The organism is Nocardia sp. NPDC004604 (genome assembly GCF_040609795.1).
GTDB lineage: Bacteria > Actinomycetota > Actinomycetes > Mycobacteriales > Mycobacteriaceae > Nocardia.
Genome location: NZ_JBEXLC010000119.1, coordinates 13,433 through 28,237 on the forward strand (window position 1 = coordinate 13,433; position 14,805 = coordinate 28,237).

16 protein-coding genes are annotated in these 14,805 nt (G+C 65.3%); 7 read left to right on the top strand and 9 right to left on the bottom strand.

Annotated elements, in window-relative coordinates; genetic code table 11:
- A complete protein-coding gene (locus ABZW16_RS32530; RefSeq protein ID WP_354959921.1) occupies positions 1 to 399 on the top strand; it encodes an ectoine synthase in 399 nt (132 codons plus the stop codon).
- Positions 400 to 407: 8 nt separating this feature from the next.
- Positions 408 to 1,283, top strand: coding sequence for an ectoine hydroxylase (gene thpD, locus ABZW16_RS32535; RefSeq protein ID WP_354959922.1), 876 nt, complete (start codon positions 408 to 410; stop codon positions 1,281 to 1,283).
- Positions 1,284 to 1,412: 129 nt separating this feature from the next.
- Here thpD and ABZW16_RS32540 read toward each other — a convergent pair whose 3' ends face one another.
- The 6 genes from ABZW16_RS32540 to ABZW16_RS32565 form a co-directional block, all read right to left on the bottom strand.
- Positions 1,413 to 2,672: a hypothetical protein gene (locus tag ABZW16_RS32540; RefSeq protein WP_354959923.1), complete on the bottom strand. Its 1,260-nt coding sequence runs from the start codon at positions 2,670 to 2,672 to the stop codon at positions 1,413 to 1,415.
- Positions 2,672 to 2,893, bottom strand: a complete 222-nt coding sequence (locus tag ABZW16_RS32545; RefSeq protein WP_354959924.1) for a hypothetical protein — start codon at positions 2,891 to 2,893, stop codon at positions 2,672 to 2,674. The genes ABZW16_RS32540 and ABZW16_RS32545 overlap by 1 nt, the downstream gene beginning before the upstream one ends.
- A gap of 546 nt (positions 2,894 to 3,439) precedes the next feature.
- Positions 3,440 to 5,698 (bottom strand): serine/threonine-protein kinase, encoded by a 2,259-nt coding sequence (locus ABZW16_RS32550; protein ID WP_354959925.1) that lies wholly within the window; start codon positions 5,696 to 5,698, stop codon positions 3,440 to 3,442.
- A gap of 124 nt (positions 5,699 to 5,822) precedes the next feature.
- Positions 5,823 to 7,115 carry a hypothetical protein gene (locus ABZW16_RS32555; protein WP_354959926.1) on the bottom strand — a complete coding sequence of 431 codons (1,293 nt, stop codon included), beginning with the start codon at positions 7,113 to 7,115 and terminating at the stop codon, positions 5,823 to 5,825.
- Between the two features lie 91 nt (positions 7,116 to 7,206).
- Positions 7,207 to 7,728, bottom strand: coding sequence for a hemerythrin domain-containing protein (locus tag ABZW16_RS32560; protein ID WP_354959927.1), 522 nt, complete (start codon positions 7,726 to 7,728; stop codon positions 7,207 to 7,209).
- Between the two features lie 522 nt (positions 7,729 to 8,250).
- Positions 8,251 to 9,288, bottom strand: a complete 1,038-nt coding sequence (locus tag ABZW16_RS32565; protein WP_354959928.1) for a hypothetical protein — start codon at positions 9,286 to 9,288, stop codon at positions 8,251 to 8,253.
- Positions 9,289 to 9,360: 72 nt separating this feature from the next.
- Between ABZW16_RS32565 and ABZW16_RS32570 the strand changes: the two genes are divergently transcribed.
- From ABZW16_RS32570 to ABZW16_RS32585, 4 genes are all read left to right on the top strand, one after another.
- The gene (locus ABZW16_RS32570; protein WP_354959929.1) at positions 9,361 to 9,789 is read left to right on the top strand and encodes a MarR family transcriptional regulator; all 429 of its coding nucleotides are present in this window, start codon (positions 9,361 to 9,363) and stop codon (positions 9,787 to 9,789) included.
- 77 nt (positions 9,790 to 9,866) lie between these two features.
- The gene (locus ABZW16_RS32575; protein ID WP_354959930.1) at positions 9,867 to 10,946 is read left to right on the top strand and encodes a dihydrodipicolinate reductase; all 1,080 of its coding nucleotides are present in this window, start codon (positions 9,867 to 9,869) and stop codon (positions 10,944 to 10,946) included.
- Positions 10,943 to 11,428, top strand: a complete 486-nt coding sequence (locus tag ABZW16_RS32580; RefSeq protein WP_354959931.1) for a carboxymuconolactone decarboxylase family protein — start codon at positions 10,943 to 10,945, stop codon at positions 11,426 to 11,428. The genes ABZW16_RS32575 and ABZW16_RS32580 overlap by 4 nt, the downstream gene beginning before the upstream one ends.
- Before the next feature lie 64 nt (positions 11,429 to 11,492).
- Entirely contained in the window at positions 11,493 to 11,942 is a 450-nt protein-coding gene (locus ABZW16_RS32585; protein ID WP_354959932.1) for a hypothetical protein, read from the top strand.
- On the opposite strand, the gene ABZW16_RS32590 is transcribed toward ABZW16_RS32585, so the two are convergent.
- The 3 genes from ABZW16_RS32590 to ABZW16_RS32600 all read right to left on the bottom strand — a co-directional run bounded on the left by ABZW16_RS32590 (position 11,896) and on the right by ABZW16_RS32600 (position 14,458).
- Positions 11,896 to 12,285: a thioesterase family protein gene (locus ABZW16_RS32590; protein ID WP_354959933.1), complete on the bottom strand. Its 390-nt coding sequence runs from the start codon at positions 12,283 to 12,285 to the stop codon at positions 11,896 to 11,898. The two genes, ABZW16_RS32585 and ABZW16_RS32590, sit on opposite strands and share 47 nt — an antisense overlap.
- 56 nt (positions 12,286 to 12,341) lie before the next feature.
- A complete protein-coding gene (locus ABZW16_RS32595) occupies positions 12,342 to 13,583 on the bottom strand; it encodes a methyltransferase domain-containing protein (RefSeq protein WP_354959934.1) in 1,242 nt (413 codons plus the stop codon).
- 188 nt (positions 13,584 to 13,771) lie between these two features.
- Positions 13,772 to 14,458 carry a hypothetical protein gene (locus ABZW16_RS32600; RefSeq protein ID WP_354959935.1) on the bottom strand — a complete coding sequence of 229 codons (687 nt, stop codon included), beginning with the start codon at positions 14,456 to 14,458 and terminating at the stop codon, positions 13,772 to 13,774.
- A 102-nt stretch (positions 14,459 to 14,560) separates the two neighbouring features.
- Between ABZW16_RS32600 and ABZW16_RS32605 the strand changes: the two genes are divergently transcribed.
- Positions 14,561 to 14,805: metalloregulator ArsR/SmtB family transcription factor (locus ABZW16_RS32605; RefSeq protein ID WP_354959936.1), on the top strand; the 245-nt coding region annotated here is incomplete at its 3' end.

Here is a 14,805-nt window from a genome sequence, read left to right on the forward strand (position 1 = left end):
ATGATCGTGCGCAGCACCGCGGAGATCACCGGCACCGACCGCGATGTCGAGGGCCTGGGCTGGCGCAGTAAGCGCATCGTGCTCGGCGGCGATGGCGTCGGATTCTCCTTCCACGAGACCACCATCGAGGCAGGAACCGTGCACGAGTTCCACTACCGCTATCACGTGGAGGCGGTCTGGCTCATCGAAGGCGAAGGGACGCTGACGGATCTGGACAGCGGCGTCACCTACGAATTGGCGCCCGGCTCGATGTATCTGCTGGACGGACACGAACGCCACCGCCTGGAGGTGCGTACCGAGATGCGGATGATGTGTGTGTTCAACCCGCCGGTCACCGGGCAGGAGGTCCACGACAGTAACGGTGTCTACCCGCTCGTCGCGGCCCAGATCGGCGGATAGGAGGCGCAATGACGTTGGTGCACACCGACGATCGCTACCCGACCCGGCTCGCCACCCCGGGTCGGCATCAGGACCGCGCCGATCCGACCGTATGGGGTGCGGCCGATTCCGAGGAGCTGGCATCTTTCGACGCCAACGGTTTCGGCATAGTCGAGCAGCTGCTGACGCCCACCGAGGTGGACGAGTTCAGCGCCGAAATCGACCGTCTCGCAGGTGCTCCGGAGCTGCATGGTGATGACCGGGTGATCGTGGAGAAGTCCTCGAATCGAGTGCGCTCGGTGTTCGAGGTTCATCGGCTGAGCGCCGCGATCTCCGACCTGGTGCGCGAATCCCGGGTCGCCGGATTGGCCAGGCAGGTGCTCGGCTCCGAGGTCTATATTCATCAGAGCCGGGTCAACTACATGCCCGGCTTCCGCGGCACGGGCTTCTACTGGCATTCGGATTTCGAGACCTGGCACGCCGAGGACGGTATGCCAGCGCCGCGCGCGGTCAGTCTATCGATCGCTCTGACCAACAATTACCCGATCAATGGCAGTCTGATGGTGATGCCCGGTTCGCACCGGACGTTCGTGCCGTGCATCGGCAGCACCCCGGCCGAGCACTATCGGGAGTCGTTGCAGGAACAGGAGATCGGCGTGCCCACCCACGCCGATATCGCGGCGCTCGCGGACCGCTACGGGATCACCCAGTTCACCGGTCCCGCCGGATCGGCCCTGCTGTTCGATTCGAATATCATGCACGGCTCGTCGAACAACATCACCCCGTTCCCGCGCTCGAATATCTTCTTGGTGTTCAACAGCGTGGAGAACACCCTGGTTGAGCCGTTCGCCGCTCCGGCGCCGCGCCCGACCTATATCGCCAGCCGGGACTTCACCCCGGTGTAGTTCGTCGCGCGCCGTACGTCATGCGGGCATCAGCGATGGTGCCGACCCGCGTACGGCGCGCGCCTGCCGCGCCCGGTTCGCCCGAGACCGGTTGCCCGCGTGCGCATTCGGTTGTGTGGATTGCGATTGTCAGCCGTAGATGTGCATCGTGACCGTGAGTGTCGCGAGGCGGGTGGCCAGACCGAGTTCGCGAGCGCCACGCTCGATATCGTCGCGATCGTCGGCGGGCAGCTCGGCCCAGATCTCACCGATGCGGACCTGGGTATCGGTGTCGACCCCGGCGAGGACGCGCAGCAGGGTGGGCCTCAGGTGCCCCGTGGTCGCGATCGCGGGTAGCGCGGCCAGTGTTGATTCGGGCAATTCCAGAAGACTGGCACCGATTCGGCGTTGGACATCGAGCTCGGTGCGCTCGACCAGATTGAGCAGGCCGCGCCAGAGTATCGGATCGGTCTGTTGCGCGAGTGCCGCGACCAGTGCCGACATTGCCGCGGTATCGGCGGTGATCGGGTTCGCCGCCACGGTGTCCAGGGCAGATGGGCTCAGATAGGCGGTAAAGCGGAGCAGGTCGTTGATCGCACCGTGCTCGATCACGGTGCTGGCCAGGTCGGTAATGGCTTCGGGCGGTCCGATATCGAGCAGGATGTCGCCGAGCGCCTCGAGCACATCCTCATCGCAGCGGGCGAACACCGATACGGCCGCCAGTCGCAGATCGGTCGATCCGGCGAGAACCGTCGCGAGCATGCGCGGTACCCGGTCCAGTGGTCCGGTCAGCAGTTGACGCACAATCGCGCTGATATTCGAGGCCGAGTAGGCGTAGGCCGCCGAGAGGATCAGCCCAGCGTCGTCCGGCACGCCTGCCTCGATGGCTCGGATCAGCGGCGTGGTGGCGTAGCCCAGGAACGGACCCGCGGTGACATAGTCTCGGCGGCGCAGCAGCTCGTTGGCGATGCGCACGATCGGTTCGGTCGGGGCGATCTCCGCGAGCTTCCCGACGGTGTGCGGGTCGATATACGGCGCGCAATCGGCGACATATTTCGGATCCACCATCCCGACGGCTTCCGCCGCCCTCTTGGGATGCGCGATGCCGACCGCCCCCGCCGCACGTCCGCCCATCAGCGGCGGCACGATCCGCTGCACCAGCGGCAGCGAAATGCTCAGTGGAATGATCGGCGCCAGCATGCTGATCCGCTTGAAGGTCGCGGCGTGGTAGTCGAAGATGACGCGTGCCATGCGCTGTTGCAGCTCGTGCAATTGCTCGGCGCCGAGCCGCTCCAGATGCGCCAGGCGCTCGACGGGAACATCGAGCGTGCGGGCCAGCAGAATGAGCTGTGCCCTGGTCACCATATCGGGCCCACCCTGCATCGATTCGCTCTGTGACGCCGACTTCATCAGCCGAGCCGATTCCCGAACATGATCTTCTTCGCCGCCGTGCGCAGCGGCCAGGGCAGCGCGCCCACCAACCTGTCGACGACCGCGGCGAGCCCGGCCGTCTCGGCCTTGCGCGCAGCGCGGAACATGATCAGCAGTTCGGCGGCCTCTGCATCGGAGAGTTGATCCAGGGCCGCGACCGGACCGCCCAGTTGGAGTTCGAGATCTGCTCTGGCGGTCATGTTTGCTCCCGGTTTCCCAGGCCCCGCGCAATGACGGTGCACGAAGCGTTCTCGATCACATTGTGCAATGCCACATGGGCTGCGGGAATCGGTTCGCTGGCACTGGATATACGGCAACTTCGGGCAAGCAACGAACACTTGATCTAGGTGTTACCGCTGGGTACAAACGCATAACAATGCCGTCTCGGCCACATCGATTCGGCCTCCGAGAAATGCATGCAGTTGGTTACGGATGTCATCAATGTCGACGCGGAGTGCGGAGGAGCGCGCATACCCCTGTGGGATCTGCTCGTGGACCCGCAGACCTACTGTCGACTGTTCCCGGGAATCGGCGTGCCAGCGGGCCGAGACATCGGATACGCATCCGGTTCTGCTGATCCGCGGCGGAACAGCAGGGACACCGATCACCGCACCGCCGCTACGGCTCGTCGTCGGCCAAGAGGGATACACCTTCGAATTACACTGCTCGGCAGCTTCGTCGCTGTGCGGTTGCGGTGGTGACGTCGAGGACCGGACGCGGGTCACTGTCACCTGACGGCGTGGTAGTCATCGGGCGACAATGCGCTCGGCGACAATGCGTTCCAGCGCGGCGAGATCCTGTTCGAGCATCCGGAACAACCAGTAGATGCCGATGAACGCCAGCGCGCTGCCGACACAGAGCACGCGCACCGCAACGATGACCGCCGGAATGTCCATGGCGGGAATGAACGTCGCGCCCGCGACGCCCAGCAGCGGTACGGCGGCGGCGATGGCGAGGAAATAGTTGCTGCGGCGGTCGAGTTGGCGCAGCTGGGCGTCGTCGGCGGCGCCGAGTCCACCGTGCGGCAGGAACATCGGATAGATGCTGCGCACGGCATAGAAATTGACCAGGAAATATGGGTAGGCCATGGCGATCGCGCCGCAGACGATCTGGGTGATGAAGAAGTGCAGATAGGCCCCGGCGGTGAGGTGGTTGCCCGAGACCTGCACCGAAACCGGGACGACCACACCGGCCAGCACCCATAACGCAAAGCAGGTCAACACAGTTCGGCGGCCGAGTTGCAGTGTGTCGGTGCGGGCTCTGGTCAGCGTGGGTGCGTCGTAGCACTTGCCCGTGCGTAGCCCACGTGAGATGGACCAGAGATTCGCCACCAGCACAGTGGTGACAATGACCCCGATGAGGAAGCAGATGCCGTAGGTGATGACGGCGATCTGATCGAAGCGGTGCTGTGCCTGCTCATCGAGTTTGGCAATGATCAAGGTGCGATTGTGGTTGTAGCTGTACAGGATTGCCAATGCGTTGGGAACGGCGATGGCCAGCGCCATGATGGGATGCATGAGCAGTCGGGCGCGTAGCCGCCAACTGTGCGGCGGCGGGTCGACCAGATCGCGGGCGCGCGCGTCGAGACTGACATCGAACTGCTGGGCCATATCCGCCCCGCGTGCCCACCGCCGTTCGGGATCCGGTTCGAGGGCGCGGACCAGCGCGCGGCGCAGCGCGGCCGGACAGTCGGCCGGAAGGTCCTGGTACGGCAGCGATTGCGGGCTGCCCGAGCGGCGGTCCAGCATGCCGTCGAGTGTGGTGCGGTCACCGCCGGTCGCCATCTTGTCATCGAAAGGTTTACTGCCGGTGAGCAGTTCCCACAGCATCACCGCCAGTGCGTAGAGGTCACTGCGCGTGTCGAGGTCGGCGGCCGTCGTCGATTTGTCCGGATGCACGGCGGCCAGCTGCTCCGGTGACATATAGGCCAGGGAACCGCCGAAGTAGGCGACCGGGCTGTCGCCGGAGACATTGCCGCTGAAGCTGATATTGAAATCGGCGAGTTTGGGAATGCCCTCCGCGGTCAGCAGCACATTGGCCGGTTTGATATCGCGGTGCAGCACACCGCAGCGTCCGGCGTAGTCCAGCGCCAGAGCGAGTCTGCGCCCGAGCCAGGCGATCGTCTCCGGCCAGGACAGTGCAGCCAATTCGGCACGCACCGCGGATTCACTGGGCTGGATCTCGCCCTTATCGGCGAGTACTGAGTCGATGACGTCGAGCAGGAGCGCGCCGCTGCGCTCGGCTTCCGGAGTATTGCGCACCCGCTCCAGCACTGTGAACAGCGTGCCGCCCGGCACGTATTGCATATAGAGCAGCCGAAGTCGACGGCTCTGCAGAACCCGCTGGTCGAAGACCCGCACAATGTAGTCGTGGTCGAGCTGGGCCAGGGTTTGCGGTTCGGCACCCTTGTCCCGGGAGATCTTCACCGCGACGAGCCGCTGCATGGAACGCTGTCTGGCCAGGAAGACCCGTGCGAATGCGCCACGGCCCAGACCGGTCATCAGGTCGAAATCGTCGATCTTCTGGCCGACCTCGATATCGTCGAGATCCACCGGATCGGCGGCGCCCGTCAGCAGTGTGCTGCGGTAGTCGTCGGTGGCCAGCATCTCCGAGAGCTGCTGTGCCTGCTGCGGGTAGGCCGCGGTGTATTCCTCGACAGCTACCGAACTGCCCGCGCGCCTGCGGACATGGAACTCCTCGTAGATGAGATCGGGCGGCAATGGCCAGGTCCGCAATTCCGGCAGGTCGTCGACGTATTCGGCGAGACGCTTCGGTTCGGTGCCGCGCATCCAGCGGTTCGCCAGATCGACCTTGATCAGCTCGATCAGCGACACCCGGCGAATGGCGGGGGAGTCCGGCAGGTAGGCGGGTAGATCCGGGGGCACGTCGGCCACCCGCCAGGCCTCGGCGAACCGCTCGACTACCTCGGCGACACCGCGAGAACCACCCGGCGAGCGGTCCGGAGCGGCCGTCGCCCCCGGAACCGGCGGAGCGGAGTGCGCCATCTGCGCATCGTAGCCCCGTCGATACCCCAAAGACCCCCGAGTCGGGCAAGTGATTTGTCAGCTCGAGGGGTAGCAATATCACGGTCGCCCGAGCACGACCGGCCACATCGCATTCCGCTGGCGTTCAGCCGGAATTGACCGATTGACCGGGCTTCCCGGGCTGCTCCTCGGCCACGCAGGCGCGCCAGGCGCTGGCCTCGGCGTGATTGCCCTGACGTTCGAGCAGTTCGGCAAGCCCGACCATGGCGCGTAATTCGCGTCGATCGGCGGCAGTGCGCCACCAGCGTTCGGCATCGCCGAGCTCACCGCGGCGGAGCAAGACAACTCCGAGGTCATAGGCCGCCCCGGCGTGTCCGGCGCCGGCAGCCTGTGCCCACAGCCCGCAGGCCTGCTCCTCGTCGCCGCGCCCGAACATCGCGACGCCGAGATCGTAGAGCGCAGTGCGATAACCGGGGTCTCCATCCCCGGCGGGCCGCTGCTGCTGCGGTTCGGGCCGTGGTGGCTGTGCGACCGGGTTGCGGCTGGAATCTACGGCTGCCGGTTCCCGCGTCTGCGGAGACTGAGCCTGCATTGTGTCCGTAACCAGTGCTGGCGGTTCCGCTGACCGGGCTGTTGACGGCAGTTCCGCCAACCGGGCCAGCGCAGGCTGCAACGGTGTGGTTTGCTCCGCTTCCGGGATCTCGGGCCGGGCGAATGCCGTTTGCGGTGGCTCCGGGAAGCGCACCAATTCGAGGTCTGGTGGTGTCGGCCGCGGCTCCGGGAAGCGAGGCTGCTCGGCTTCGACGGCCACCGTTCGCTGTGGTGCGGTCAGCGGCGGCGACTGTGTGGCGGGGGATTCGACGGGCCGCGTGTGCTCCGGCGCCGGAATGTTGGAAGCGAAGGAGGGCGGGGTTGGGGCCGAGACGGCGGGGAGGCTCGCGGTGTCTACTTCGATTACGAGATTGGCGAAGTTGGGCGGGCCCTCGCCGACGCTGCACCAGAGAATGAGTCGGCCGGTCGGGGGCTGTTCGATGAGGATGCCGTAGTTGCCGCTCCAGGATTTCTGCGCGCCGTAGGCGTCCACCCAGACGGGCGTGAGGGAGAACAGGGCGCCCGGATCGGTCGGGATCACTTCGAAACTCACGCCCGCGGCGAGGGCATCGCTCCACACGTCGACACCGGCGAGGCGTCTGCCATCGATGCCGATATGCCCATCTATCACCGATAGTCCGATTCCGTGCCCGCGTAGCCCCGCGGGCGGTGCGGCGGACAGCAGAGTCATGGTGACCAGGATCGGCGCGGGCCCGACCTGCTCGGTGTACATGGGGTAGATCAGACTGCCGTTCCAGGTGATCGGATCGGCGGAGCGGTAGCGGGCGGCCAGCGGTAGGTGCTCCGGCGAATTCTGGGCATACCAGTGCGAATACGGCTGATTCATATCGCGCCCCGACTTTCCACCGATGCTTCCTCGCCCCTGTCTACGCGGTCCGTCCGGTAATACCGTACTCGTCTCCTATCTGGCCGGCGGCTCAATCCCGAGAGGACCGCACACGGCCCCGCCGAACCTCGGCGCCGAGTAGTTCCTCGCCTGTTCTGGCACCCATTTCGAGTTCGTCGAAAGCCTGCACGAGTTTGCGTTCCTCCCATTGGAAATGCGATTCCAGGATGGCGGCCAGGCCGTCGAGTTCGCGCCGTACGGTAGCGGAATTATCCGGCCCGATCGAGTCGAGCAGTTCGGTCAGCCTGCGCAGGATATCGGCGACCAGTTGGTGGTCCGCACGCAGTTCCGCCAGTACCGGCGTCAGCTCCGGAAACTGCCCAGCAAGCGCCGGGAAGCCCGCGGCGTCTTCGCCGGTGTGGTGTCGGGTCAGCGCGGCGCAGAATGCAGTGCAGTGGGCGCGAAGTTGCGTCGGCCGCAGATCGGAACCCGCTGCATAGGCGCTGACATCCGCTCGGATTCGGGTGAGTTCGGTGCGGAGCCAGTGGTGGATCGCCACGAGTTCCTGTCCGAGGGCGCGCGCCCGGTTCGCGTCGAGATGAGTTGCTGCCATGGATCGTCTCTCGATCGAGGAAGTCGCACGGGCCGTGCGGCTCCGCAGACAATGGTGGGGATGCGTCGGACTTCGATGCCCGGCTCGACCTCAGTGAGAGCGTGAATGTGGATGCACGGCGGACTCCTCGATCACGGTGCCTCCATGCCGATCGCCGTCCACCCGGCGCCGCCACGCGACACATCCATGATCTTGCACCTGCAAAGTGCGTCGATCAACTCGGGTGCGGGTTGGAAGATGTTGCGCGCCATGCGAAGTTGCGGCTCGTGCCCGATCCGATGTGGCGCAATGCGTGTAACTCGCGGTTACATATAAACAGGTTCTGTGGAATCGAGTGCCAGAGCGGCGATGTCGAGGATCCTACCCGATGCCAGGCCGCGATGTGACACGACCGCGAATCATGGTTGCACGCCGGGGCTCATGCCACCATAGAGACCAGCGTGGGCCGGGAACCCGAGGCAGCGTAGGGAATTCGGCCCACGGATCGGACGGATCCATGGGCCGGGTCGACCAACCGATGCGTCAGACGCCTACTGCCTCTTCCATTTCCTCTTCGGCCTCCACCCATCGCTGCGCGTGCTCGGGGGCGGCCGGAGCGGGGGAGTTGCGGCGTTCGTATCCGGCGGCCACCACCAGCAGCACCGCGCCGACTGCCAACCACACGAACAGACTGGCGATTCGACTCGCGAAACCCGCACCACCATCGAAGTACAACAAGCTGCGCGCTCCTTCCACGAAACCCGCGCCGTTCCAGAACGCATGCAGCGAGCCGAAGAAACCATTCTGCAGTTCGGGACGGTAGATCCCACCGGAGGTCGTGAAGTTGAGCATGACGAACAGCACCATCAGCGCGAGCGTGGTCCAGCGCTTCAGGAAGGTGTGCAGTCCGATGCCGACGGCGATGATGCCCGCCGAGTACAGCCAGCTCATGGCCCAGATCGCCGCGTAGTCGTGGTCGACGATGTGGAATACGGGTCCGGCCACCGCGATTCCGATAATGCTGATGGCAAGTGAGGTGGCCAGCCCGACCGCCGCACGCACCCGCATGGACAGTCCGGCACCGGCTGCGCCGATTGCGGCGACGCTGCCGTAGGAGCCGATACTCAGTGCGACGAGCAGGAAGAACAGACCCTGTCCGGTGGGATCGCCACTTGCGGTGGGGGCGATATCGGTGACCGTCATCGGCGCGCCCTGCGCACCCGCGACCTGCCGGAACACCAACTCGACAGCCATGGCCGTGGTGTCGGAATTGGCCTTGGCGACAAGCAGTTCCGGATGCTGCGCATCGGAAACGTAGGCACCGGAGAGGGTGCGGTCGCGCAGTTGCGCCGTGGCGTCGTCGCGGGTGGGCAGCGTGATCACCTCGAGCGCGTCGCCCGCCTTGTCCTTCATGGTCTGTGCGAGCACCATGTCCCGCGCGGATGTGCCGACCACCGCCACCTTCAGATGGTTGGGCTCTGGCTGATGGAACGCACCCAGGTAGGCCAGGGCCATGCCGAGGCACATCAGCAGTGGGGTCAGCAGATGTCCGGCGACGTGCCGTAGCTGGTGCGAACGCATGAAGGTCAACTCCTAATAGTTGGTAAATACAACTGTTATTGTTGTAACATACAACTGATGTATCATGCAACCATGACCTCGGAAACGCGCACCGCGGCGATCCACACCATCCAGCGCGAACTGACCGCATTCGCCCGGCGCGCCCGCGGCCGCGCCTCGGAGCTGCATCCGGAGTTATCGCTGGTCGCGTTCAGCATTCTGGACCTGGTGATCGAGCGCGACGGCTGTCAGGCGACCGATGTCGCCGACCATTTCGTCCTCGACAAATCCACGGTCAGCCGACAGGTCGGCGCCTTGGAGCGGCTGGGATATCTGACCCGGGAGGTCGATCCGGAGAACCGCCGCAGCCACATTCTGCGGCCGACGACGGAGGGACGACGGGTCGCGGGGGCGGCCGAGCGACGTCGACATCGCGAGTTCGCCGAACGCGTGACGGCATGGGAGGACGCCGATATCCGCCGGTTCGCCGACTATCTGGTTCGCTACAACACCGGGCGGTGACCGCGCGAATTCCGTAGCCGCACAGCGTAATTGCGCTAATCCCTTTCACCGAACCAAGCGCTTGCTACGCTGACTTGATGATCCCCACGATCGTCTGGGGCACCGGCAATGTCGGCCGTGCGGCCATCCGCGCTGTCGACGCGCACCCGGCGCTGGAACTCACGGGCGTGCTCGTCCACAATCCCGATAAGGTCGGCCGCGACGCGGGCCCGCTCGCGGGGCTCGACTACGACCTCGGCGTCACGGCGACCGCCGATATCGAGTCGGCCCTCGCCGCCGGACCTCGGGCGGTGGTGTATGCGGCCTCGGGCGATATCCGCCCGGATGACGCACTCGCCGACATCATCCGAGCCATCGAAGCCGGAGCGGTGGTCGTCACCCCCGCGCTGTATGCGCTCTACGATCCGTCCAGTGCGCCATCCGAGGTGCGCGATCCGGTGCTGGCCGCGGTCGCGCGGGGCGGCGGGTCACTATTCGTCTCCGGCGTCGATCCCGGCTGGGGCAATGACGTGCTGCCGCTGCTGATGAGCGGACTCGGCAGCACCGTCGAGGTGATCCGCTGCCAGGAAATCTTCGACTACACCACCTACGACCAGCCCGATTCGGTCCGCTATCTGGTCGGTATGGGGCAGCCGATGGACTACCTGCCGCCGATGGTGGCGCCGAGCGTCCCAACCATGGTGTGGGGCGGGCAGATTCGGTTGATGGCCCGGGCGCTCGGCGTCGAACTGGACGAGATCCGGGAAACCCTGGACCGCCGCGAGCTCGACGCCACCGTCAGCACCGAGCGGATGGGTGATTTCGAAGCGGGTACCCAGGGCGCGTTGCGATTCGAGGTGCAGGGGATCGTCGAGGGCGAGCCTCGGATCGTCATCGAGCACGTCACCCGGATCCACCCGTCCTGCGCGCCCGACTGGCCGATGCCGCCCGACGGCGAGGGTGCGCACCGCGTGATCATCGAGGGCCATCCGCGCATCGAGATCACCATCGAGGCCGCTGACGAGGACGGAAACCGTTCCGCGGGTGGCAATGCCACCGCGGTCGGCCGGCTGGTGAACGCCATCGACTGGCTCGTGGACGCCGAACCCGGACTCTATGACGCACTCGATGTCCCACTGCGTCCAGCAGTCGGCAAGCTCGGAAGGAAGCACCCATGATCATCGACATTCCCGAGGGCAAGGATCCGATCGGCTACGTCTGGGGCGAGATGGTGCCCGGGATCGGCCTGGCGGCCTCGAACTTCTCCCTGTCGGTGTACTCGCATTCGACCCTCGGACTGCGTGAATTCGAGGCGGCACGACTGAAGATCGCCCAGGTCAACGGCTGCATTTTCTGCCTGGATTGGCGCACCGAGCGCGACGGTCAGAAGGTGGAGCCGGAGTTCGCGGACGCGGTGACCAATTGGCGCACAACAGAATTGTTCGACGACCGCACCCGGCTGGCCGCCGAATACGCCGAACGCTACGCCACCGATCACCACAATCTGGACGAAGAGTTCTGGGACCGGATGCGGGCACACTACAGCCAGACCGAAATCGTCGAGCTGAGCATGAGCATCGGATCATGGCTGGCCTTCGGTCGACTCAACCACGTGCTCGGCCTGGACGCGGTCTGCGTGTTGCCCGGACATTCGTCGTAGGCATGTCCCGCAGATAAATCGGTTGCCCAATGCGACCCGGTCGACGGCTTTGCCCGCCTCGGCCATGTCGTTGGTATCGGAAATCCGATGGTGCGCCGAACGGGCCGGGCTGTCGTATCGGCGCGCGGCCGAGCTGTTCGACGAGCACACCCTGATGGCGGCAGGCGGGCCGTTCACGCTGCACCGGTTTCGGCACAGCGCGTTGACCCAGGCCGCCGCGGACGTGGCGTCGACCCCGATGCTGATGAAGATGTCCGGGCATGTCTCGGTGCGCAGCCTCGGCAAGTACGCACGCCCGTCGGCCGAGGCGTTGACGCGCTGGCGGGCCGAGACCGATCCCGCCGCCCACGCCACGCCCGTCGGCCGAGGCGCTGACGCGCTGGCGGGCCGAGACCGACCCCGACGCCCATCGTCGCCGATGACCGTGGTGTCGCCGTCGCTTGGCGGCTGCTGGACATGGTGGCTCGTCAGGCGCTGGTGCGTGGCTGGCCCTTCTTGCCGACGACGCGATTGATGAAGGCGTCGATGTCGACGATTGCTCGGCGGTGAGTTCCCGAACAGATAAGGCCGCTTTCGTCGTGGCAGGTCACGTCGAATTGAAGGGTTCTGCCGTCGATGTCGGTCAGGGTGATATCGGCGGTCACGGTCATGCCTTCCGGCGTTGCGGCGACATGGCTGACGTCCACGTGGGTGCCGACCGTTCTTTGCTTGTCGGACAGATATGGCCGGAGTGCGGTGATGCAGGTCTGTTCGACGAATCCGATCATCATCGCGGTGGCGAAAACAGGTGGCATGTCGACGAACCCGGGCCACGACGGTTCCACATGGGGAACGGTGTGTTGCGCACCGACGACCATGTGCTCGCGGTGCGACAGGCCAAGGCGAAGGGTCGGGTGTTGTTCATCGAGTGTGTTCATACGATTCCGATTCTCATGTTGACGGGCCAGGTGACCTGTCGCGGCTTCGTGGGATCACCCCACAGGGCGGTCAGGTCCGCTGCGAAAGTGTGTAGGACCTCGGGCTTGCCCGCGTCATTGACTCGTCGGACCGCTGACCAGGTCGACAGGTAACCGAGCACCTCGTTGAGGTTCCAGTCCTTCGTGATGCGCATCGGCGGTGCCGGGTATTCCTCGAATGGGAAGTCGAGGTCCGCGTAGCCGCTGTCGACAAGCTTGCGTTCCGGTGGCCAGTACGGGCCGATCTCGTCGCGGTAGAAGCGGTCGAACCGGTCGGCCAGGTCGGGTTCGAGTTGCATTACCCCGTAGCCGATCAACGCGAGCACCGCGCTGTCGACGGCGATCCGGCGGACCTCGGAATAGAACGCGGGCCGGTCGAACCAGTGCACCGCCTGGGCGGCGGTGATCAGGGCAGCACTGCGATCCGGGACAGCCAGCTTTTCGGCAGGCGCCCGGATGTAACGGACCCGCTTCTGCGGTTGAGCATGCTCGATTTGCTCGGCGCTCGGATCGAGACCGATCGTGGCGTAGAAGTAGGGGGCGAGCTGGCAGGTCAGTTGCCCGGTTCCGCATCCGACATCGACCGCGAGGTCCGCGGCCGGCGCCAGTGATGCGAGGAACATCGCGAGACGATCCGGGTACTCCGGACGGAAGCGCGCGTACGCCCGCCCCTCGCGATCGAACCAGTTCTTGCCGTGTGTTGCGCCCTGTGCGAGCAACACAGTCCGCTGCTGCTTGTGTTGCCGAGCCGCTCGGATCCGGTCCGCGAACCCTGTGCGCTGCAACGCGCTGGCAGTGTCTCCGAGAACTCGCCGGATCGGGAATCCTATCTCCCTTTCCAAGTCCACGACCGCCACGAACGTGACCTCCCAATGCGGCTCGAGCTGCTCGACGAGACCGCGCCCTTTGTCGGTCAGGCGCAGGCCGGTCATGCGGCCATCGGGAAGTCGCTCTCGTTCGAGCAGCTCATCCGCCACCATCAACCCCACGGTCTGGCTGATTGCGCTCTGCGTGACGTGCGTCCGGTTGGTGATGTCGGTGACGGTTGATGCACCGTCGTTCATCGCCCGCAACACCGGGGTGTACCGAGGGCGGTACGACATGCCAAGTGAGGCGTACACCTCCTCGGCACCTCGATCGACCAGCTCGCCGACATACCGAAGAAGCTCACCGAGCCCCGGCGACGGAAGTACCTGCATGCCCAAGAATATACATTAGCGCTAATGCAGTTTCGGGCCGCGTAGATAATCGCTCCGACCGGTCGGCGGGATCCCGGTGATAGGCGAACGAATCCGAGGCATCGCCGAAGGCCCGACCGAAGAGGACGCACATCGCCGCGCGGCCGCAGCGCGAATCATGGAGTGGCGCTGACCTTTTGGACCGAGCCTCAGTCCAGCGGCTCCCACGGGACTTGGTCCAGGCGGCTCCACTCGTCACTGGCCCAGTCCCAGATGAGCTGGGCGACGGTTGCGCCGTCGGTCAGTGTGGCGCCGAGGCGTTGGTCGCGGACGGGGTGGTGGAGTTCGACGGTGTAGTCGGTGGGGGAGTTGCGGTAGGTCTGGATGAAACTCTTGGTGCCATTTCGCTTTTCGGCGATCAGGAATGGGGTGGCGGCCAGCAGATGGAGCTGGCGGACCCAGTCGAAGATGTCGCGTTGGGTGAGCGAGGAATACTTGCGCTCACCGCCGATATCCACCAGGGCGAAGCGGCGGATTTCGGGGCTGGTCAAGGTGTTGGCTCGCGCATCGTAGATTTCGTAGGCGAAACCCGTAATGAGCGCTTCGATGAGCTCGCGAATGCGTGGCTCCGCATAATCCTTCGCGGAGCCACGCGTTCTTCGGCGGTCCACGCTATCGGCTGCGGTCACGCGCACAGCATCTCCTGCCGCCTCGATCCGCAGTCGGGCATGCCGTGCGGCGGCCGGAATTCGGCTGTTCCACCCGTGCAGTCCGGCGATGACGGTCTGATAGAGATGGTCGTCCGCGGGTTGCCCGCGCCGCGAACGAAAGTAGGGAAGTACGTCCCCCGGCGATGCCGCCGCGCCTGCCGGTAGCACCACGAACTCATAATTCATCCACCCAATTTAGCTCGGCCGCTGCCCCATTCGCCCTGGATACCGCACGGTTTGCGGCCCGAGGATTGATAGGCAAGTAGATGCTTGCCTATAGTGAGGAGCGTGAATACCGGCCCGGCTGGCGATGTATTCAAGGCACTGGCCGATCCCACACGCCGCGCGATCCTCGACGAGCTGGCCGATCGCGACGGCCAGACGCTATTCGAACTCTGTACCCGGCTCACCATGGGCCATCAGCTCACCTCGAGCAGGCAGGCGGTCTCGCAGCATCTGGATGTGCTCGCGGCCGCCGGTCTGGTGACCACCCGCCGGGACGGCCGGTACAAGTTCCACCATCTGAATCGAGA

Bases quoted from the DNA above. Each gene is read 5' to 3' on its own strand.
- ABZW16_RS32530 (WP_354959921.1), top strand. From the start codon at position 1: ATGATCGTGCGCAGCACCGCGGAGATCACCGGCACCGACCGCGATGTC.
- thpD (WP_354959922.1), top strand. From the start codon at position 408: ATGACGTTGGTGCACACCGACGATCGCTACCCGACCCGGCTCGCCACC.
- ABZW16_RS32540 (WP_354959923.1), bottom strand. From the start codon at position 2,672: ATGAAGTCGGCGTCACAGAGCGAATCGATGCAGGGTGGGCCCGATATG.
- ABZW16_RS32545 (WP_354959924.1), bottom strand. From the start codon at position 2,893: ATGACCGCCAGAGCAGATCTCGAACTCCAACTGGGCGGTCCGGTCGCG.
- ABZW16_RS32550 (WP_354959925.1), bottom strand. From the start codon at position 5,698: ATGGCGCACTCCGCTCCGCCGGTTCCGGGGGCGACGGCCGCTCCGGAC.
- ABZW16_RS32555 (WP_354959926.1), bottom strand. From the start codon at position 7,115: ATGAATCAGCCGTATTCGCACTGGTATGCCCAGAATTCGCCGGAGCAC.
- ABZW16_RS32560 (WP_354959927.1), bottom strand. From the start codon at position 7,728: ATGGCAGCAACTCATCTCGACGCGAACCGGGCGCGCGCCCTCGGACAG.
- ABZW16_RS32565 (WP_354959928.1), bottom strand. From the start codon at position 9,288: ATGCGTTCGCACCAGCTACGGCACGTCGCCGGACATCTGCTGACCCCA.
- ABZW16_RS32570 (WP_354959929.1), top strand. From the start codon at position 9,361: ATGACCTCGGAAACGCGCACCGCGGCGATCCACACCATCCAGCGCGAA.
- ABZW16_RS32575 (WP_354959930.1), top strand. From the start codon at position 9,867: ATGATCCCCACGATCGTCTGGGGCACCGGCAATGTCGGCCGTGCGGCC.
- ABZW16_RS32580 (WP_354959931.1), top strand. From the start codon at position 10,943: ATGATCATCGACATTCCCGAGGGCAAGGATCCGATCGGCTACGTCTGG.
- ABZW16_RS32585 (WP_354959932.1), top strand. From the start codon at position 11,493: ATGTCGTTGGTATCGGAAATCCGATGGTGCGCCGAACGGGCCGGGCTG.
- ABZW16_RS32590 (WP_354959933.1), bottom strand. From the start codon at position 12,285: ATGGTCGTCGGTGCGCAACACACCGTTCCCCATGTGGAACCGTCGTGG.
- ABZW16_RS32595 (WP_354959934.1), bottom strand. From the start codon at position 13,583: ATGCAGGTACTTCCGTCGCCGGGGCTCGGTGAGCTTCTTCGGTATGTC.
- ABZW16_RS32600 (WP_354959935.1), bottom strand. From the start codon at position 14,458: ATGAATTATGAGTTCGTGGTGCTACCGGCAGGCGCGGCGGCATCGCCG.